The organism is Lactobacillus sp. W8172 (genome assembly GCF_016102055.1).
Classification (GTDB): domain Bacteria; phylum Bacillota; class Bacilli; order Lactobacillales; family Lactobacillaceae; genus Lactobacillus; species Lactobacillus apis_A.
Window position 1 is genome coordinate 287916 of record NZ_JACFPG010000001.1, and the last position, 21208, is coordinate 309123.

Consider the following 21208-nt stretch of genomic DNA (forward strand, 5'->3'; position numbering starts at 1 on the left):
GAAAGTAACTATTAAAGATGATTAAATTAATTGCCACTGATATGGACGGTACATGGTTAACAGATGAAAAAACCTATGATGAAGAACTATTTTTGCGCGAATTTGCTTTAATGCAGGAACAGGGAATTAAGTTTGTAATCGCAAGTGGAAATCAATATGAAAATATTTATTCTCGCTTTCCTAAAACGGCTCAACAAATGTATTTCATTGCAGAAAATGGTGCACTGGTTGCTAAAGGAAGACAAGTTCTTCACGTTGACAGCTTATCCGATGAAGATTTTCAAACCATTTTGGAAATTGTTCAGGCATACTCAGATGAGAAGGTCACTGTTTCTGGTCTTGCAAGTGCATATGTTTTGGAAAAAGATGGCCAGCGCTATGCAGAAGAACTTAAAAAGTACTACCAAAAGCTACGTATTGTTGAGGACTTTAACCATTTAGACGATCAAATTTTCAAGGTAACGTTAGATGTTCCCGAAGATAGAATGCCAAAGTTGCTAAGTAAACTTCAACGCGATTATCCGCAAATTGGCTTTGTCTCTGGTTCATCCACCTCAATTGACATGTCGACTAAAGGAATGAACAAAGCTGTTGGCCTAGAATACTTAAGCGAAAAATTCCATATTAGCTCACGTGAAATGGTTGCTTTTGGCGATAGTGGTAATGACGTTGGGATGCTAAAATATGTTGGCCGGAGCTTTGTTACCGCCACCGCTTTGCCAGTTGCCAAAAGTGCAGCGGACCAAGTGATCGGATCAAGTAATGAAAGCGCCGTTCAAAAAGAAATATGGCATCTATTAAATTAAGACAAAAAAATATGCAAAGTAGAATTCTACTTTGCATATTTTTAATTATGTAAAATTAACTCAATTGCTCAATTAAGTTCTTCAAGGGCAGGTCGAAGTAATGCTTGATTTTACTTAAATTTGTTAAATCATTTTGACCGTAAATAGCTAACAAACTAGCTAATTCTTTTTGCCACGCCAAAATCATTTGTAATAATGCATCTTCGCCTTGATCCTGATATGTCTGCAAAAAGACATTGGAAATACCGACGTATTTTCCTCCCAAGCATAAACCTTTAAAAATATCTAATGGATTACGAACACCACCAGACACGATAAAGGTAACCTCTTCTTCAGCCGCCATTAAGGCAGAAACAACAGTTGGCAATCCAATCGTTTCAAGATAAGAAAGGTCATTTTGGTTTCGTGCATTTTCAATCTTAGCAAAATTTGTTCCGCCACTGCCAGCAATATCAAATAGTTCAAAGCCTTCATTTTTTAGTAAATGAATTGTCGCTTGGTCTAAACCGCAGCCGACTTCTTTTATAATTATCGGAACGGTCACATTTTGACGTAATTCAATTAAGTTATCTAGCCACAAAAAATCGCGATCGCCTTCAGGCATAGCAATTTCCTGAACTGTATTCAAATGAATCTGTAAAGCATCAGCATTAAGTTCATGAACAATTTTTTGAGCATCCATAGCCTCAGTCTTCGCATTCACATTTGCAATTATGACACCATCAGGATTTTTTTTACGTGCAATCAAAAAGCTGTCAAGTTGTTCAGCTTCTTTAACTAAGATACTTGCAGAACCCAACGCAAGACCTATTTTAGCTTGCTGAGCAATTTTACCAAATGCTTGGTTAATAGAGAATGATTTTGCAGAACCACCGGTCATTGCGTTAATAAAAAAGGGCGCATTGACTTTTTTGCCAAACATAGTTGTTTTAATCGAACTTAAGTCAACTTTTGCTTCTGGCAAAGCAGGTCGTAAAAGTCCCATTTGGTCAAAGCTATTTGGCTTATTCGGTTCATAAAATTGGTTTGCTAAAGAAAGGTGTTCTTCCTTACGGTTTGATCTAACTGACATTTTTCTTCTTACTGCATTAGCTTTACTTGATGAACGTGAAGGTCAAGGGGCAAAACATTGTTTTTCCGCCATTGCTGATCAAGTTCATTAACATTAGTTTGTTCGTCGGTTATAACGATGCCACAATCTCCGTTTCCCGCACCTGAAGTTTTTGCCGCACCACCAAATGACTCAGCAATATTGATCAATTTTGACAAACGGGGAATCTCAATTGCAATTTGATTTATTTGAGCAAAGTGCTGTAACAATTTCCTGTTTTCTCGAATTTGCATCTTTATCAGGTCAATATTGCATTGTTCAAAACCATCAATCATGCGTAATACGCATTTTCGCGATTGTTGTAAAAATTGTTTATATTCGACATTTAATGCTGCTTTATTGGCATTAGTTTCGTCAACTAGGCGTGAAGTTGATGCAGGTTTTTGACTCCATCCAATCAATAAATTCATCCCTTCAGGTGGGGTCAATAATTGAATTTTTAGTCCTGGCCATGCTTCATCAACAACTTCAGAAAGTGACTTTTGTGTTAATTCACGTTTCAGCCATTTTTTATCAAATGTTTGATAGGCAATCCAGCCACCGTAAACACTTGCTGCAATATCTCCTGCAGAGCCGTTTCCTTGAACAGAGTAGTGGGAAATAGCGGACAGCTTATAAACTAGTTCGTTACTAAAAGGTACGTTATAAAAACGTAGAATTGCTTTAACCGTGGCTACTGTGACAGCCGCACTAGAACCTAGACCATATTTTTTCCCGTCAGCTGAATCAAGATCAGAATTGACGTGCAAATCATATACTCGTAATTTGATATGTTGTTCGAGGCAAAAACGTTCCGTTAGGTTAATTGCCGATAAAATATATTCAAAAGGATTATCACGATTGTCGATCACCATTTTGGCACCACGTCGTACCCAGTGAATAGAATCCTGCGAATATTGTTTGGAATGAATCGAGCCAGTAGATGACTTAGATTTAGTAATCGAAACCCGGATAAATTGATTAACTGCGACCAAAATTGCGGGGCAATCCTGTTCTAAAACTGCATATTCACCGGCTATGTATAACTTACCGGGCGCTTGTTCTGTTATCAAAGAATTTAATCTCCTAACCAATTTAAATACATTATTAATCCAAATATTTGATACCTGGACCAAAACTTGCATTTACTATCTTAACATTGTCAAATTCTGATATGAAACGCTTAGTAATTTCTTTTACATTTTTTAACCGAGTCATAACTTTTACATTTGGGCCAGCGTCGATTGTATAGTAACATTCTATTCCTTCTCTTCGCAGCTGCTCAACAAGTTTGATTGCTCTAATCGTCTCCGGTTCAAAATAGGTGAATCCAGGTTGAGCCGTTAAGTTAACAGCATGCATTTCATTAGCATTCAATTCGGCTAATTGACCCAAAGCCGTAAAATCATTTTGCTCAATTGCTTCAATCATTTTATCTATTTCTGCTTGATTGCGTTCTAGCCAAGGCTGGAAAAAGGGCGAGGTTTTGGCCAGCTGCATTCCGTTAGTTGAAGATAATTCTTTGGGGTTAGGATTAAGTTCAACCGCTAATAAATGTAAGTCCATTTCAGGTTGCTCATTTATTGCATACGCATAAGAGGTCAAATCACTATTTCCTTTCTGCCACATCGCAAAACCACCAAATACTGAACGACATGCCGAGCCTGACCCCATTCTTGCCAAGGATGAAAGTTCTTGACGGTCAATCTGCAGATCATAGTACGAGCTAAATGCACCTGCTAAAGCAGCAAACGCCGAACTAGAAGAGGCGAGACCAGCTGCAGTTGGAACATGATTGGTAGATTCAACTTGCAAGTGTCCACTTAAACCAAATCTTTCTTGTAAAAATCTAAGATACGAAAAAACGCGCTGGGCACTTTTACCAGTTTGCTCAGTACCATTTAAAATGAAACGGTCTTTTTCACTATCAGAAATTTTGGTATCAGTATAAAATTCATCTAGTGTCATTGAAATACTCGACATAGCAGGCAAGCGCATAGCCTGGTCTTCTTTTCCCCAATATTTTATTAGAGCAATATTTGTGTGTGCACGAACAGTTTTTTCCATTAAATTTCCTCGATCCAACTATTAACAGCAACATTTTGACATTTTTTTGCAATTGACTTTGCTACTTCAACTTTGTCGCAAAGTACAATGACGATTCCACCTAAACCACTTCCAGACAGCTTAAAGCCCAAGGCTCCATTTTCAAGAGCAAGTTGTTGTAACTGTTTAATTTTACTCGTGGCAAGGCCAAAAGAATCTAGTATTTCTTCAGCTTCATTAAAGATTTTGCCAACACTAACGCGGTCTTGGTTAACCCAAGCTTGTTTTGTATCATCGGCCAATTGACCCAACTGCTTAATCTTTTCATTAGCCACTGGGGATGATTTGACTTGCTGATGAACTTGAGCAACAGCTTTTTTTGTACTACCTAATTCCCCTGTATCCATAATCAAGAGGGTGGCATTTAGCTTGGCGCGTAAAACACTGGGACCTGACTTTTTATTAAAAAAGACAAGGTAATCAGAATTAACGGTCGCAGCATCTAACCCTGACGCTTTTCCATGATTAATTGTTTCAGCATGATTCGTAACTTCAATTATTTCATCATTTGACAAGTTTAAATTAAAGTAGTCGTTCATTGCCTTGGTTGTTGCAAGGGCAACTGTTGCACTTGAGCCCAGCCCGCGCTCGATTGGAATTTCTCCTGTATAAGTTATCCTTAAATTTTCGTTACTATTAGCTTTTGTAAGCATTGTTTTAACGACATACTTCAAGCCGTCGTATTCATCTGGCGCCATAAAAAAAGGCCCATGATATGATGCAGTATCCATCCACATTTGTGGGCCCGGTTCTACGGTTGCTTTAATGTGTAAAGACATGATTGGCAAGGCTAGGGCATTATAGCCATAAACCACTGAATGTTCACCAATCAAAATCACTTTTCCGTGCGCTAAATAACTCGATTTCATTTTATTTAAGATCCTTAATGTTTGTGAAAAAAGTTTAGCTCCTATGCTAAAATATGTAGCAAAGGAGAAGAGAACAAATGATCAAAATTCTAGTCGGTCGTCAAACCGATCCAATGCAGGAAAAAGTTTTACAAGCAGCAGTTGAAAATTATCAAAAATTTTCAAAGCAACAAACTTTTGTCATTGTTCCCAATCACATTAAGTTTACCACAGAAATCAGAGCAATAAATAGGCTTGCTATTAGTCAAGGCAATACTGAGCAATCAGTTAAGAACTTGCAAGTGTTATCTTTTTCACGACTTGCGTGGTTTTTCCTAAAGGATTCAAAGCAGGTAATGCCCACCCAGCTTGACAACACTGCGGCAGCAATGATTTTAGCTAAAGTCATTGAACAAAAACGTGATCAGCTCCACCTCTTCAAAAATGTCAATGTTAGTCCTGGCCTAGTTAAGCAACTTTACAGTACTATTTTGCAAGTTAGAGAAGGTAATCTAGACTTAGATGACTTTGATCAAGATAAGTTAGACCTTGAAACTAAAAACAAAGTGGCCGATTTAAAAATTCTTTATGAAGCTTTCATTGACACCATTAAAGATAAGTTTTCTACTTCTAACGAAATTCAGTTACAGCTAAATGAATTTCTGGCTAGTGGGATTGATTTGAGTAAGACTGACTTTTACTTTAGCGATTTTTCACACTTTTCCTTGCAGGAATGTTTGACTGTCAAATTATTGATGAAGCATGCAAATAGTGTAACTCTGGCTTTTAAAACAAAAACCGGTGAGCTTGACGCTAAAGCAGAACCCGGTGATTATGACTATGTCATTCAAAGAACGATTAATCAATTAGTTAAATATATCGAAGCAAACGAACTAAATTATCAGGTTGAAACAACTAAACCCTCGGCAGCGCCAACTAACCGAGAACTACTTAACTCATTTTGGACTGGTGCCGTCCCTGAAGTGGGAAAATTAAATAATATCCAGCTAATTCGTGCCGACAACCGTTATGCTGAAGCATATTTTGTTGCTCGAACTATTTACCAGCAGGTAGCGCTTAATAATTACCGCTACCGCGATTTTTTAGTGCTTGCGCCAAATCTGCACGAATACGAAACCTATCTTTCGCCAATTTTACGGCAAAATGACATTCCATTTTTTAATGATTTACAACAGGAAATGAAGTATCATCCCTTAGTTGTTTTAATTGAGAATATCGCTCAGCTGTTAACTAGGCCACTTCAAACACAAAATATGCTTGCGATTATGAAGACACACTTAATTATTCCGGATTGGTATAAGGATGAAACTTCATACATTCATGACGTTGATGAGCTCGAAAATTTTGTTTTAGCCCACGGCATTAACCATAACTTGTGGAAACGCGATTTTACAGATTATATTGCTGCTGAAGTTATTCGACTAGACAGAGTTCCAGATGAAGTTGCCAAAATTGAAAAATTAAAGGACTTTTTTGTTAAAAAGATTACTTCTTTGTTAAAAAAACTAGCAGAAGAAACAGACACGCAAAAGGCAATCACCATTTTCTTCAACTTTTTAGTTAACAATCAGGTGCCAGCAGTACTAGAAAAGTGGCGCCAAGATGCCCAAGAAGATGGTGACCTTCAACAAGCAAGGCAATCAGAACAAGTTTGGGATTTATTAATTACGCTACTTCATGACTATCTATTAATCAATCCAGATGAGTTTGAGCTTGACAGTTTCTTCAATGTACTAATCAATGGCTTTAAAGAAGCAACATTTGCCCAGATTCCTTCTACACTGGATGCTGTCAATATTTCTGAAACGGGAATTGTTCAGCTCAGTGGATACAAGCAAGTCTTTATCATGGGCGCCACCAATACAGGTTTGCCTAAGATTCAAAATGTACCAGGCTTTTTGAGCTCTGAAAATTTACAAACTTTAACTAACAGTGGTGCATTTAAGGAAGATTCTTATATTGAAGACCAGCAACAAACCAGTAACCTTGACCAAAATTATCAATTTGGTCTGCTACTGGCGCTTGGTAGTGATATGACCTATGTTTCATACTCTGTAGTAAACGCAGAGAATGAGTCGGTTCAACCTTCTATTTATTATGAACGACTTAAACGTGTCGCAGGTGTCGATACCAGCGTGCAAGAAGCAGCTAATAAAAAAGAGGCTGAAGAAAAGGAAAGAGTTGAATTTGCTCAACATAATCTTCCAGAAAAGCTAAATGATCTCTTGTCTTTTTTAACCAATCCGCAAGCTAGTCTTGGGTATTTAACATACCTAAAGCAGGCACATCCGGAAGTTAATATTGAGCACTTATTTGAACTGACTAAGGAGCGCATCCCTAAAAAGACTAAAATGGTGCTTGACGCAAGTCAGTTTGACAATCACCCACAAGATATCGGTGCAGAGCTTGCTCAGCAATTATACGGAGAAAACCTAAACTCTTCAGTTTCGCAACTCGAAACTTTTTATGAAAATTCTTATGAATACTTTTTAAATTATGGTCTTCGTTTACGCAAACGATTTGATAATGAATTTGATGTAATCCAAGCCGGAAATTATTTCCATGAAACCTTTGATCGTTTAGTGAAAGAGCTGAATAAGGAAAAGCTTGATTTGGCCGAAATTGATGATCTGAAGCTGAATCAATTGCTTGAAGTTGCTCGCGAAAAAATGAAGAGTGAAGCAAAATATAAACAGCTTCGTAATGATCCATTTAATGTGTTCCTCTTTAAGTGTCTCGATCAAACCACTACTAATGTGGCTGTTAATTGGCATCGCGCAGTTAAAAAGACTCCATTAAGAGCAAAGTACTCTGAACTTAGCTTTGGCTTTGGTGAAAAAGTACCTGGACTAGACTTATTAGTGCCAAATCTAGATGGGAAGCATTATGTCAATTTACGAGGAAAAATGGACCGGGTCGATTTGGCAAAGGTTAGTGATCAAAACGAGTACATTGCCCAAGTTATCGACTATAAGTCTTCCGCCAAAAAGTTTAATTTAGGACTGTTTTATCAGGGAATTTCACTGCAAATGGTCTCGTATATGGATGTACTAATGCGAAATCAGCAGTTTTTTACTGGTAAAGAGCCAATGTCATTACTCGGAGCATTTTACCAAACCATTACCAGACAAACTGAACGTTTAAACGGTAAGGATCTATACGGCAATAACTTACAACTTAAGCAAGCTAACTTAGATGGAAAAACGAAGCTCAAGTATAACGGTCTTATTAACTATGATCAGGCCGTTATCTTAGACGCCGATCCTGCACTAAGTAATGGTGGTACCACTTCGGAAATCTATGCTGGGGTCAATAGTAAGAAAGATGGTTCGTTGAGTTTTCGTGGCAACGCGTTTAATGATGAAGAAATTGAACTTCTTCTAAAATATGATGAAGAATTAATCAAAGATGCATCTAGTCAAATTCTCTCTGGTAAGGTTCAGCTCAATCCCTATAAATATGGCCAGCAAGTCACTGCTTTGACATACTCTGACTATCGGGATATCTTCTTCTTTGATGCAATGCTAAAAGAAAACAAATACCATCAAATTGATAATTTGAGTAAAACAGAATTAATGAACAAAATTAAAGAGAAACTGGGAGAGGAGGAATAAGTGATGCCAAATTATACGAATGAACAACAGCAAGCAATAGACGATCGTGACCTTGATATTCTGGTTTCTGCTTCTGCTGGGAGCGGAAAGACAACTGTTTTAGTAGAGAGACTTATGCAGGAAATTCTCACTGGAACGGGTGTAAATGAGTTATTAGTCGTGACCTTTACTAAAGCAGCTGCTCAAGAAATGAAAGCAAAAATCAAAAGTGCCCTTGAGCAGAGACTAAATAAGCATGAAAAACTTAAAATTGACTTACGAGAGCAGCTTAACTTAATTGACGCTGCTAATATCTCAACGATTGATGCTTTCTGTCTAGATGTTATTCATCGTTTTTACTATGTCATTGACCTTGATCCTAGTTTTAGTGTTTTAACGGATGAGACTCAAGCAGCATTAATGCGTGAGCGAGCACTGCAAGAAATTGAAAGTGAATTTTTAGAAAACGATGATCAAGCTTTTATTGCTTTTTACGAAAATTTTGCCGGCGACCGTAGTGCTGAATCTGCACGTGACTTGTTATTAGACTTATATAATTATGCAATGGCTAAGCCTGATTACCGTGACTGGTTAAAAAACTTACCAACTCAATATGAAATTGGTGACGATGTCACTCATTCAAAGCTATGGCAAAAGAACATTAAGCCTTATCTTTTGATCACTTTTTCTGATTTAAAGGAAAAACTTGAGCAGTTGCTGGCAACAGCTGCCATGGAAACCAAAGAATTAGCAAAAGTTAAAGACAGCTTCCAACTCTTTGATAAGTGCTTGCAAAATTATCTAGTTAGTATTGAAAGTGATGAAAATTATGATAAGCAAAGAGAGCTACTAAGAAGTTGCCTCTTTACTAGTTTTCGTAAATCGAGCAAATGGGATGAAGATTTACTTGATTTTTATGAGGAATGCGTTGAGCTTAAAAAAGATACTTCCGAGCAAGTATTTACGTCTTTTACCTCCTTTTATGCTACTGATGAAAAAGAACAAATTGCTTTACTAAACAAAGGGCATCAAATTATGACTGCAATCGTCAAAGCAGAGCTAGCCTTAATTGAGCGATTTGACCAATTGAAGCGTGCAGAAAATCTGGTTGACTACAGTGATATGGAGCAATTTGCTTATCAAATACTGAGTCAAGATACTTCAAATTCGCAAATGGCGCGGTCGTTTTATCAAACTAAGTTCAAAGAAATCTTGGTTGATGAATATCAGGATATTAATCCCTTGCAAGAACGAATACTGCAGTTGATTAAAAAGGACGGTCAAAATAATTTATTTATGGTGGGGGATGTTAAGCAATCAATCTACGGTTTCCGTCAAGCTGAGCCTTCGCTTTTCCTCCATAAGTATCAAGAGGCAGCCAAAGATGAGAACAAGCAGGATGAACGGATTCTATTATCTGCAAATTTCCGTTCAACAAAGCCGGTAATTAAACTCGTTAACCAGGTATTTGATCATGTTTTGACTACTGACTTTGGTGGAATTGACTACCAAAAAGAAGGGCAGTTAGTTTTAGGTGCTAATTACTATCCCGAAAAACTGCCCCAAGCCAGTGAACTAATATACAGCGAAAAAGATGGCCAAGATGGTTCAACTAATGCCGAAGATGAAGACGAAATCGATTCAGCTGAAATTGCAATGGTGATTAACCGAATTAAGCAGTTTAAAAACGAGAATTTGCAAGTTTACGATACTCAGACCAAGGAAAAGCGGAACTTTAAATACAGCGATATTGCGATTTTAACTAGAAGTCGTAGCGATAACTTAGCAATTATGCAGGAGTTTGCCAAAAATGACATTCCGTTACTGGTGACGGATGCGAAAAATTACTTTCAAACGCTTGAATTAACAATTGTGCTAAACTACTTGCGCATCATTGATAACCCAGATCAGGATATTCCGCTAGTTGCAGTATTGCGGTCACCACTATTTAATTTCACTGAAACTGATTTAGCCAAAATCAGAGTACATAGTAAAAATACCGATTTTTATGATGCCTTAACTTCTTATGTTGCGGTTAATGATGAGCTGAGTCAAAAAACAAAGATTTTTCTAAATCAGTTAGAAGAGTTACGTCACTTTGCAGCTAATCATCGTATTTCTGAGTTAATTTGGAGTATTTACGAACGAACTAATTTACTTGAAATAATGACTGCTTTGCCAAACGGAAAGCAAAGACGCGTCAACCTTGAAGCACTTTATGAGCGTGCCAGTTCATATGAAAGTGCTGGCTTTAAAGGACTATATCAGTTTATTAACTTTATTGAGCGAATGAGGCGCAGTCAAAAAGACCTAGCACAACCTCTAGTTACTAAAGAAGCGGGGGACTCTGTTAGACTAATGACTGTCCATGGTTCTAAAGGGCTTGAATTCCCAATTGTTTTTTATATTGGTTTACAGCACCGCTACCAAATGCGCGATTTAAGCGGTAATTATATTATTAATGCAAATAATTTGGGGCTGACAATCAGGCAAGAACATTATCGCGCCGATACACTGCTCAAATCTTACGATAATATTGCTCAAAAACAGCAATTGTTGGAAGAAGAGGCACGTATTCTTTATGTAGGGATGACACGTGCACGTCAAAAACTAATTCTTATTACAGAAGTCAAAAATTACGAAAAGACGCGCCAAAAATGGCAAAATCAGCTCAATGGTCGACAGAAATTGCCTTTAAGTAGTAAATTAAACGCTACTAGCTCAATGAGTTTTATTGGTCCAGCAATTAATTTTGACAAATATCCCGAAATCAAGATTAGTGATATCACGAATTCATTAGATGAAGATACACCATTTTTGTTAGTCCACTATGAAAATGAAAAAATTTCTTCTGAAATAGCTAAAACAGAAGAAGTGGCCTCTGACCAAGATCATGTTTTATTAACAAGAATAGCTCCTAAGTTGTACGATTACGACTATCCTTTCAGAGATGCCAGTTCGACTACGGCTTATCAATCTGTTTCTGAAATAAAGAAAGCATTCAATGATCCGTTGGAAACTGAGTTAGAAAATGCACACTTATTGGCTTCAACCAATCGTTATCTTCAACCAATTGAAACTAAACCTGACTTTTTATTCGAAACTAAATTTACTGGAGCAGAGATTGGTACTGCAACACACTTGCTTCTCCAGTACTACGATTACAATCAAAAAGGTGAGCCGGAACAACTTGAACTTGAAATAAAAGATTTAATTAAACAAGACAAGTTAAATCCAGAAATTGTTCCTAGCATTAATCAGCAACAAATCAATTGGTTCGTTCGCAGTGATTTTGCTAAACCGTTCTGGCAAAATCCTGCTCAACTTAAGCGAGAGGTTGAATTTTCCAGCCTGCTTTCTGCTAGTACCTTGTTTAACGATTTTAGTGATCCAAATGCTAAAATATTAATTCATGGTACAATTGATGGTTATTTCGTTGAAGATGATGGCATAATATTATTTGATTATAAAACTGACCACATTGATCAGCATAATTTAGATTTAGCAATTGCTAATATTAAGCAAAAGTATACTGGTCAACTGCGTTTATACGAGCGAGCACTTAACTCATTTGCTGAAAAACCAGTTAAACATAAGTATCTAATCTTACTTGACGCAGAAAAAATAGTAGAAATAAATTAATTGAAATGAAGGTGAACTGATGACTGCTTTTGCTAAGGATACCTTTGCAGTCGTTGATCTTGAAACAACAGGTACCCAGCGCGAAGACGATAATCATATAATTCAATTCGGTTGCGCGATTATTAAAAACATGGAAGTCGTCAAGACCTATTCTTTTATGATTAACCCTCATCGCGAAATTCCTTTAACGGTTCAAAATTTGACCCACATTCATGATAGTGATGTTGCCAACCAAAAGGACTTTTCTTATTACGCACCAAAAATCATCAAAATTTTGAAGGACACTGTGTTCGTAGCACACAATGTCAATTTTGATTTACCTTTTTTGAATTACGAACTTGTGCAACATGGTTATGAAGCTCTAACTAACCGAGCAATTGACACGGTTGAATTAGCTAAAATCGCTTTCCCAACTTTACCGTCCTATAAACTAACAGATTTGACTAATCAGCTTCAAATAAAGCATCTTAATCCGCATAAGGCAGATTCTGACGCATATGGAACCGCAGTTTTACTAATCAAAATCATCAAAAAGCTTGAATCGCTACCGCAAGCAACTTTAAATACACTGAGCTCACTAGCTCACGGTTTAATTCGTGATACGTCATGGGTTTTCTCGACAATCGCAGATGAAGCTCGCAAGCAAAAGCGCCCACTAAATAAAAGTCAGATGCAAGTGCGTAACATCGTTTTGCAAAAACAGGAAGTACATTCAACAGTTAAAAACGGTGACGCCGAAGCTGTTTTTCCAACTAATAATAAGGCGAAGTATAGTTTATTTAAAAACAAAATTAATTATCGCCAGCCGCAAGTTGACTTGATTAACCGAATTAATCTTTTTCTTGAAAGTCCCGATCAACGGGCTTTATTGGTAGAAGCTCCAAATGGGACAGGGAAAACTTTCTCTTACTTGTTTGCATATTCATACCGGCTCTACACTAATCGCAAATTAGTAATTGCTACGCCAACCAAGGTACTACAAGATCAGATTATTAGTCAGGAAGTGCCACAGCTACTAAATGTAACTAAACTTGATTTAGCGGCAGAAGTTGTTAAATCAAGTAGTCATTATTTGGATCTTGATGGGTTTTATCAAACCCTTTATCAGGGCACGCCTAATAAAATGACTTTAGTCTTGCAGATGCGGATTTTGGTCTGGTTAACAGAAACTAAGACTGGTGACCTAGATGAACTGCAATTAACCAATTATAAGGCACCGTTATTTGTTAAAATATCACATCCTGGTGACGCACGTGTTGGAAGTAGTTTTGCGGACGTTGACTTTTGGAATTTAGCACGCCAAAGGCAGGAAGAAGCAGACATTCTTGTTACTAATCACGCATATTTAGCTAATCACTACAATGATTCAATTTGGGGACAAAATCCTTACTTAGTAATTGACGAAGCACACCGTTTCGTTGATAACGTTATTGCTTCACGTAATGATTCGTTCCAGTTTGAATCTTTTTGGGGCACTTTGACACATTTACGCAATTTGCTCTTTTATGCAGATGATAGTGTTCTAAACCAGTATGGTGATGATGTGCAGTTTAATTTTTTACTAGCAAAATTAGACCCAGCAATCCTGAAACTAATCAATATTATCAACCAGCTGCAGCAAGAACTTTATCAAAAACGTAGCCAAGCAATTAGCAAAAACATGTTGCCGAATAGTAATTTGTTACTGAGTTTTCAAGCAAGCGACTTATTCGGCGAAGACAGCAAGTTTTTAGCTACTTTAGCCAAACTGCAAAAGAAACTTGAAGAAGTCCGCCAGCAAACAAACGAGATTTTGTTTAAGCTTTATAATGAAACAGACACTTCAGGCACTGATCGAGACGCTATTTTAAGTGAAATCACAGAGCAAATTGATCACCTTGATTTTTACATTACCAAAAGCTACCAGCTATCTGATTTATTACAAACAGATACCAGTATGAGCCAAGAAGGCTTTATTGTTACTTTAACTAATCCAGCTGATCCACTAAGTGCAAATTTAAGTTGGCTAATGCTTGACGCTTCAGATGAACTAAAACAAATCTACGATCGTTTTGATCATCTTTCTTTTGTCAGTGCTACCTTAACAAGTGAAGGCAACTTTGATTATCTTGTTAAACAACTTGCCTTAACAGATATGCATCCCCAAGAATATGTTGGTAAAAGCACCTTCAAATTGGAAAGTCATTTGCAAGTACTTGCCGTTAGTGATCTACCTGATGTCGCCACTAATCAGTTTGATCAATCACTGGCAGAAATACTAGCACATGATTTAAACCATAAAAATCACGTGCTTGTGCTGATGACTAATTTGAATAAAATCAAAGATGTCTACAGTATAATTTCGAATTCTCCAGCTCTACGTGATTTTGAAATTTTGGCTCAGGGAGTTTCAGGCTCTAACAACCGCATTACTAAACGTTTTGCAATTGCTCAAAAGGCAATTATTTTAGGAGCTGATAGTTTTTGGGAAGGAATCGATTTCCATGATTGTAATATCGACCTCGTAATTGCAGCAAAATTACCCTTTGAATCTCCAGACTTGCCTGAAGTAAAATTACGCCAGCAACAATTGCAAAAGCAAGGAATTGATATTTTTAAGACAGATGCAATCCCGCGTGCAATCATTCGTTTTAAGCAGGGGATGGGAAGACTAATCCGTGGTGAAAACGATCGAGGTCAATTTTTAATTTTAGATTCACGCCTTTGGACAAAAGATTATGGTAAAGTATTTTTAAATGCTATCCCTGTTAAAACAAACAAAATTAGTTTAAAAGAATTACGGAATAAGTTAGATAACTATGATAGAAGACGACACAAGACAAACGATTAAATTTGTAGCATGGCTAATTGGAATAATTATATTTCTCTATGCCGCTTCAGTTCTCATTTTTTATAAAGCAAGTAACCCTGAACGAAACGAAACAAAGCAGTTAAATCAAATTGCATTAGCTAAGTCCCCAATTACTAAAATTGAAAAAAATTATCACTTAGATCGGGGAGTTAACAGCTATTCATTAAAAGGTTCAAGTAAAAATCGCCAACAATACTATTTTATTTACCTGCCTGGTTCGAAAAAGGGCTACTTACTCTCAGCTAAAAAGGGCGTTAGTGAAGCTAAAGTTCGAAGTAGCTATCAGGCTCAAAATCCTAATAACAAAATTACCAAAGTTAATCTAGGTTGGTACAATAATCGAGCAGTTTGGGAAGTGACAGCAAAAGATTCAGCTGATCACTATCAATACCAATTATATGAATTTAAAAATGGAAATTTGCTAGGTTAAGTCGCTAAATAGCAAAATCTTTGGTATGATTAAATTGATTTGATAAGGAAAGTGGAACAAGAATTTATGACAAAATTAATTTCAATTGCTGATTGTTCTAAACATGTAGACGAAGAAGTTCAAATGCATGTTTGGCTAACAGATAAGCGCTCAAGCGGAAAAATTGTTTTCTTGCAGTTACGTGATGGTACTGCATTCTTTCAAGGTGTAATCAGAAAAAATGATGTTTCTGATGAAGTTTTTGAAGCTGCTAAGTCTTTACACCAAGAAGCTAGCTTCTACATTACCGGTACTGTTCATCAAGATGAACGCTCACACTTTGGTTATGAAATTCAAATTTCTGATTTAAAAGTTATTACTAATAGCGAAGGCTATCCAATTGGTAACAAGGAACACGGAATTGACTTTTTACTCGATCATCGCCATTTATGGCTACGCAGTAGAAGGCCATTTGCAATTATGCGTATTAGAAACATGATTTTTAAAGCCACAGTCGACTTTTTTGAAAACGAAGGCTTTGTAAAATTTGATGCACCAATTTTTATGCATTCTGCACCAGAAGGCACTACTGAGTTATTCCATACTGAGTATTTCGGTGGGGATGCTTATCTTTCTCAATCTGGACAATTATATGGTGAAGTAGGTGCCGAGGCTTTCGGTAAAATCTTTACTTTCGGACCAACCTTTAGAGCTGAAGCATCTAAGACTCGTCGTCACCTAACTGAATTCTGGATGATGGAGCCGGAAATGGCTTGGATGCATCAAGATGAATCACTTGATATTCAAGAACGTTTTCTTTCATACGTTGTTAAGCAAGTACTAGATAATTGCCAATATGAATTAAGTTTACTTGGTCGTGATCCAAAGAAATTGGAGCCAGCTGCTGAAGGAAACTACACCCGCTTATCATACGATGATGCTGTAAAAATGCTTCAAGAAGACGGTCGTGACTTTAAATGGGGCGATGATTTTGGTGCTCCAGATGAAGCTTTCATTTCCGAAAAATTTGATCGTCCATTCTTTATTGTTAACTATCCTACTTCAATTAAACCATTCTACATGAAGAAGAACCCGGAAAATCCAAAAGAATATCTTTGTGCAGATGTTTTAGCCCCAGAAGGATATGGCGAAATTATGGGTGGCTCTGAGCGTGAAAGCGATTATGACACCTTAAGAGAGCAAATTAAGGAAGCCGGTTTGAACGAAGATAATTACAGCTGGTACCTTGACTTACGTAAGTATGGTAGCGTGCCACACTCTGGCTTTGGAATGGGCTTTGAACGTGTAATTGCTTGGATTTGTAAGCTAGACCACGTACGTGAAGCAATTCCGTTCCCAAGAATGATTAACAGAGTTGAACCTTAAATTTGATTAATTAAATAAGTTAAAAAGTTGGACTAAGTTACTTTAGTTCAACTTTTTTAAAAGGGAGAAATTGTCATGCAATATAATGACTACCGCTTTTTAGGATTTACCGTGTTCTCAAACGGATTACTTGCGTATTATCCTCAACTTAAAATTACTAATTCTGAACTGATTTTAATTATCCAACTAGAGTTATTTGCACAAAAAGGAAACAAGTTTCCATCGAATGAACAGATGGCAGCCAATACTAATTTTTCAGCAACAGAAATTGCTAGTATCATTCAACAGCTAATAGATAAAAACGATTTAACGATAGATCAAGTGACAGATGAAAAAGGACGCATTGGCAACTATTATAATCTTGATCGGCTTTATTCAAAATTAGATGATTTGCTAGAAAAAAATGTCGCAACACCGAAGTCTGGAGAAGAAACTACAAACACTACTTCCGAAATTGACAATAGTCCTTTGAACCAATTAATGAGACAATTTGAGATTGAATTTGGTCGTTATTTAAGTCCAATTGAACGTGAAGAAATTTCTGCTTGGTTAAACGTTGATCACTATGATCCAGAAATAATAAAACTTGCCTTGCGAGAAGCAGTTTTATCGCAGGCATATAGCCTTAAGTATGTTGATCGGGTTCTACTTAATTGGCAAAGACATAACTTAAAAACACCAAGCGAAGTTCAGAAGTTTTTACAAAGGAATCGATAAAGAAATGCCTAAAGAAAAATTATTGAGTACAGAGGAAGCTCGTAAAGTACTGCGAACTATTAATCAAATGTATCCCGATGCTAAAAGTGAGTTGGTTTGGGACAATAAATTTCATTTATTATGTGCTGTTTTAATGAGTGCACAAACAACCGACAAAATGGTAAATCGAGTAATGCCAAAGTTCATTGAAGATTACCCAAATCCGGATGCATTAGCAAAGGCTTCAATTAAAGACATTGAAAACCATATATCAAAAATTGGTCTTTTTCACTCTAAGGCTAAGCACTTAAAAGAAACTGCTAAAATTTTAGTTGATAAATATCATAGTCAGATTCCTAAAAACAAAAAAGATTTAGTTTCTTTACCTGGAGTAGGAGAGAAAACAGCTAATGTTGTTCTAGCAGATGGCTTTGGCGTACCTGCAATTGCAGTGGATACGCACGTATCTCGCATCTCAAAAAGATTCCATATCGTTCCGCAAAATGCCAAACCTTTGGAAATTGAACAGAGATTAGAGGAGGTTTTGCCCAAAGATGAATGGATTCATACTCATCACGCAGTGATTCTGTTTGGTCGTTATTCGATGACTGCACGTGACAAAGATGATCCGTATACATATTTGAAGACAAAGTGAAAATGCTCTTTGTTAAGTCATGTGAATAAAGAGTAGGGATTTACTACTAGTACTCAATGCAATTAAAAACTTCAGCTCATAGATTGAGTTGAAGTTTTTTTCTCTAGTACTTAATGATGTTCATGCTCTTCAGAAGACTGATTTTGTGAGCCAGAATCATTACCTTGATTGTTTTCAGTTGTATCAGAATTATTATTTTGATTTGGCTTTTCTTTGTTTTTATCCTTATCAGGCTTACCAGAATTATTATTTGCAGTGCCCTGATCACGATCATGTCCTGTATCATTTTTGTTATCATCCGAATGATTATCAGAAGACTTCTTTCTTGGGGCGACTGTACGCTTTTGCTCATTATAATTGGTTGAACTTGAGTCATCGTCTTTATCGTCACTAGTGTCATCAACAATTCCAGCAGGAGCATGGCCACGAACAAATAGTTGCCATTCACCAGTTGAAGACACCATTGGCGGATTAGAGTTTTTGACAATTTTGGCTCTAATTACCGAATTCGGTTTTTGCCAATCAACATTTTGCTTGTTTCTCATCATATAAGTCATCATGTTCTTATAGAAGAGTTGTGCAGATTGTTGACCAATTCCTGAAATAGTACCATCTTTAAGATTATCGTAACCAGTCCATACCCCGATAGAGTAGCTTTGCGTATAGCCCACAAACCAAGAGTCTTTTGGGGTCGATCCGTAGCCAGGGTAACGAGCAAGTTCCTCATTGGAATACTTGACTGAACCGGTTTTTCCCGCTTGATATAAATCTTTAATCTGAGCATTAGTTCCTGACCCACGCTTAATAACGCCTTTAAGCATATCTGTAATCATATACGCTGTGGACTTGCTCATCACTCTAATACCTTCAGAGTCATAATTTCTAGTCAAGCCATCAGGAGTCTCAATCTTTGAAACAAATTGTGGCTTATGATAGATTCCGTTCGCTGCAAAAGCACCATAGGCACCAGCCATTTGCAAACTTGAGGCATCGGCTCCAATTGCTACAGAGAGACCCGAATTTTTAGGAACATGAATATCCATTTGACCAGCAAATTTTGCAGCTCTCTTAACACCAACTTGTTTCAAAGTTTTAACGGCTGGAACATTTCGGGATTGTTCGAGCGCATGACGCATTGTCATTAGTCCATCATACTTGTTATCCCAGTCATAGAGTTGAATATCAGTGTTAGGATAATAGTATTTACTATCATCTAACATTTTAGCAGTTGACCAGTTTAAATATTCAATTGCAGGACCATAATCAAGAACTGGCTTAATTGAAGATCCAGTGGACCGACTTGTTTGAACAGCACGATCAAGTCCTAATTGAACAGTGGAAGGTAAGTGACGACCACCAATTATTGCTACAACATGTCCGTTACTTGGATCTACAACAGATGCACCAATTTGCATTTTGTCATTTGTAAAAGGTACCTGATTACTGTTAGCTAACTCATATAGTTTGTTTTGAGCTTTTTGATCAATATTAATTGTAATCTTTAGGTTGTCACGGTAAGGGTCAAAGCCTTTATCTTTTACTTCTTGGATAGTTTCTTTAATGTAAGGGTCATCTATTTTACGTAAGTCAGATTGTGCACGTTGACGATGTGGCTTTATTCCCTTAGTAATGCTTTCATTTTTCGCCGTTTGATATTGTTCGTTGGTAATCTTTTTGTTATCGAGCATTGCTTTTAGCACAAGATCTCGACGATACTTAGCATATTTAGGGTAGACATATGGATTATAAACTGTTGGTCGATTAGGCATTCCAGCAAGTAATGCTGTTTGAGCCAAGTCTAGTTCACCAATTTTCTTACCATAATAAAAGTTTGCTGCAGTACCAATTCCATAATTGCCGTAATTCATATATACCTTATTGATATAAAACTCGAGAATTTCATCATGTGAATATTCTCGTTGCACCCTCATTGCAAGCCATGCTTCTTGAGCTTTACGGCGAAGCGTTCTTTGGGAAGGGTCAGTTGAAAAGACAGTTAGCTTAACTAACTGTTGCGTAATCGTTGAACCACCCGCTGAAACACTTTGACTTTTGGCATTTGTTAACATTGAGCCAACGATTCTGATTGGATCAATGCCAAGTTTATCTTTATAAAAACGTTTGTCCTCAACAGATACAATTGCATCCTTTAACAACTGCATGTCTGAATTATCTTTAGCGTAAATTCTTTTCTCAGAGCCCAATGAAAGTAGAAACTTGCCATCAGTATTGTAAAGAGCAGTTGAACCACCGCTTTGTAGTTGAGCTCTACTTATGTTGGGAGCATCCTTGGCATAATATGCAAAAAGTCCAACTCCTGAAAGCAGTACTAGAAAAATAGCCAAAAATAGCCAGCTGATTATTCGTCGCCACAATGGTTTTGGCAGACTTTTACGGTAACTTTCTCGTGATTCGCGTCCATTATCTGAATTATAATTTCTGTTTGCCATTATTTAATTTCCTATCTGCGATGAATTGATCAACTGCCTCTAAATAGGGTAAAGTGGGTTGAAAGCCACTAGTAATTTCAATTGACCATTCTTCAACTTCTTCTATGGTTACTGAACTTTTGTCCTTTTCCCACCAAGCTTTAATAATTGCACTTGCAGGGGTAACAAAGTATCTATTAAGTGCAGTGAAACCTATAATCGTAAAACAAATCCCCTGCTGCTTTAAACATTGCTCCAAATGAATAATTTGGTGTTCGTGAAAGTTTTTTAAGGGAAAGTTCGTTTTATTTTTGGTTTCTTTAGCCTCAAAGTCGAGGTAATAACCCTTATATACACCATTATAGTCCGTTGTGGATTCTTGGCGAAAATAAGCTTCTTTTATTACAGCTCTTGAACGTTTAGGATAATCTACCTTAACAATTTGAATTGGAGTTGGCTTTTTATGAACAACCGCAATTTCTTTTGTTAGGTAATATTTGTTTGATTCATTAATCATTTGTTCAAGAGTCATCCCGCGATCAGAAAAACTAATATCATCTTTATGGACATATTTTTTTCTTTTTTTAGGTTTATCGCTGGATTTACGAAAAGCGGCAGAGCTGCCACTCGGATATTTGACCATCAATCTCACTCCTGCTAGCATTATAGCAATAAA

Annotated in this window: 14 protein-coding genes; 8 read left to right on the top strand and 6 right to left on the bottom strand. The window is 36.9% G+C overall.

Features of this window, described 5'->3' with window-relative positions; all coding sequences use genetic code 11:
- The first annotated feature begins 17 nt into the window (after positions 1 to 17).
- On the top strand, positions 18 to 806 hold the full coding sequence (locus tag H3R21_RS01370) for an HAD family hydrolase (RefSeq protein ID WP_198182489.1): 789 nt from the start codon (positions 18 to 20) through the stop codon (positions 804 to 806).
- Positions 807 to 861: 55 nt separating this feature from the next.
- On the opposite strand, the gene fni is transcribed toward H3R21_RS01370, so the two are convergent.
- From fni to mvk, 4 genes are read right to left on the bottom strand one after another with little or no spacing between them, the layout of a single operon-like run.
- Entirely contained in the window at positions 862 to 1878 is a 1017-nt protein-coding gene (gene fni, locus H3R21_RS01375; RefSeq protein WP_198182491.1) for a type 2 isopentenyl-diphosphate Delta-isomerase, read from the bottom strand.
- Positions 1879 to 1886: 8 nt separating this feature from the next.
- Positions 1887 to 2969, bottom strand: coding sequence for a phosphomevalonate kinase (locus tag H3R21_RS01380; RefSeq protein WP_198182493.1), 1083 nt, complete (start codon positions 2967 to 2969; stop codon positions 1887 to 1889).
- A gap of 34 nt (positions 2970 to 3003) precedes the next feature.
- Positions 3004 to 3963 (bottom strand): diphosphomevalonate decarboxylase, encoded by a 960-nt coding sequence (gene mvaD, locus H3R21_RS01385; protein WP_198182495.1) that lies wholly within the window; start codon positions 3961 to 3963, stop codon positions 3004 to 3006.
- Positions 3963 to 4871, bottom strand: coding sequence for a mevalonate kinase (gene mvk / locus H3R21_RS01390; RefSeq protein ID WP_198182497.1), 909 nt, complete (start codon positions 4869 to 4871; stop codon positions 3963 to 3965). Before mvk ends, mvaD begins: the two co-directional genes overlap by 1 nt.
- A 77-nt stretch (positions 4872 to 4948) precedes the next feature.
- Here mvk and H3R21_RS01395 point away from each other — a divergent pair, with 77 nt between their 5' ends.
- From H3R21_RS01395 to nth, 7 genes are all read left to right on the top strand, one after another.
- Positions 4949 to 8485: a PD-(D/E)XK nuclease family protein gene (locus H3R21_RS01395; protein ID WP_198182499.1), complete on the top strand. Its 3537-nt coding sequence runs from the start codon at positions 4949 to 4951 to the stop codon at positions 8483 to 8485.
- Positions 8486 to 8488: 3 nt separating this feature from the next.
- Complete coding sequence (gene addA / locus H3R21_RS01400) at positions 8489 to 12106, top strand: helicase-exonuclease AddAB subunit AddA (protein WP_198182501.1); 3618 nt, start codon at positions 8489 to 8491, stop codon at positions 12104 to 12106.
- A 19-nt stretch (positions 12107 to 12125) separates the two neighbouring features.
- Positions 12126 to 14936 (top strand): helicase C-terminal domain-containing protein, encoded by a 2811-nt coding sequence (locus H3R21_RS01405; RefSeq protein ID WP_370628073.1) that lies wholly within the window; start codon positions 12126 to 12128, stop codon positions 14934 to 14936.
- Entirely contained in the window at positions 14905 to 15387 is a 483-nt protein-coding gene (locus tag H3R21_RS01410; protein WP_198182503.1) for a hypothetical protein, read from the top strand. The genes H3R21_RS01405 and H3R21_RS01410 overlap by 32 nt, the downstream gene beginning before the upstream one ends.
- Before the next feature lie 66 nt (positions 15388 to 15453).
- Positions 15454 to 16752 carry an asparagine--tRNA ligase gene (gene asnS / locus H3R21_RS01415; RefSeq protein WP_046306889.1) on the top strand — a complete coding sequence of 433 codons (1299 nt, stop codon included), beginning with the start codon at positions 15454 to 15456 and terminating at the stop codon, positions 16750 to 16752.
- A 75-nt stretch (positions 16753 to 16827) separates the two neighbouring features.
- Positions 16828 to 17469, top strand: a complete 642-nt coding sequence (locus tag H3R21_RS01420) for a DnaD domain protein (RefSeq protein WP_046306888.1) — start codon at positions 16828 to 16830, stop codon at positions 17467 to 17469.
- A 4-nt stretch (positions 17470 to 17473) separates the two neighbouring features.
- Positions 17474 to 18103, top strand: a complete 630-nt coding sequence (gene nth / locus H3R21_RS01425; RefSeq protein ID WP_046306887.1) for an endonuclease III — start codon at positions 17474 to 17476, stop codon at positions 18101 to 18103.
- 110 nt (positions 18104 to 18213) lie between these two features.
- Here the strand turns inward: nth and H3R21_RS01430 are convergent, their stop codons facing one another.
- Both H3R21_RS01430 and recU read right to left on the bottom strand, forming a co-directional pair.
- A complete protein-coding gene (locus H3R21_RS01430) occupies positions 18214 to 20553 on the bottom strand; it encodes a transglycosylase domain-containing protein (RefSeq protein WP_198182505.1) in 2340 nt (779 codons plus the stop codon).
- Positions 20534 to 21175 (bottom strand): Holliday junction resolvase RecU, encoded by a 642-nt coding sequence (gene recU / locus H3R21_RS01435; protein WP_232349866.1) that lies wholly within the window; start codon positions 21173 to 21175, stop codon positions 20534 to 20536. The genes H3R21_RS01430 and recU overlap by 20 nt, the downstream gene beginning before the upstream one ends.
- Positions 21176 to 21208 lie beyond the last annotated feature (33 nt).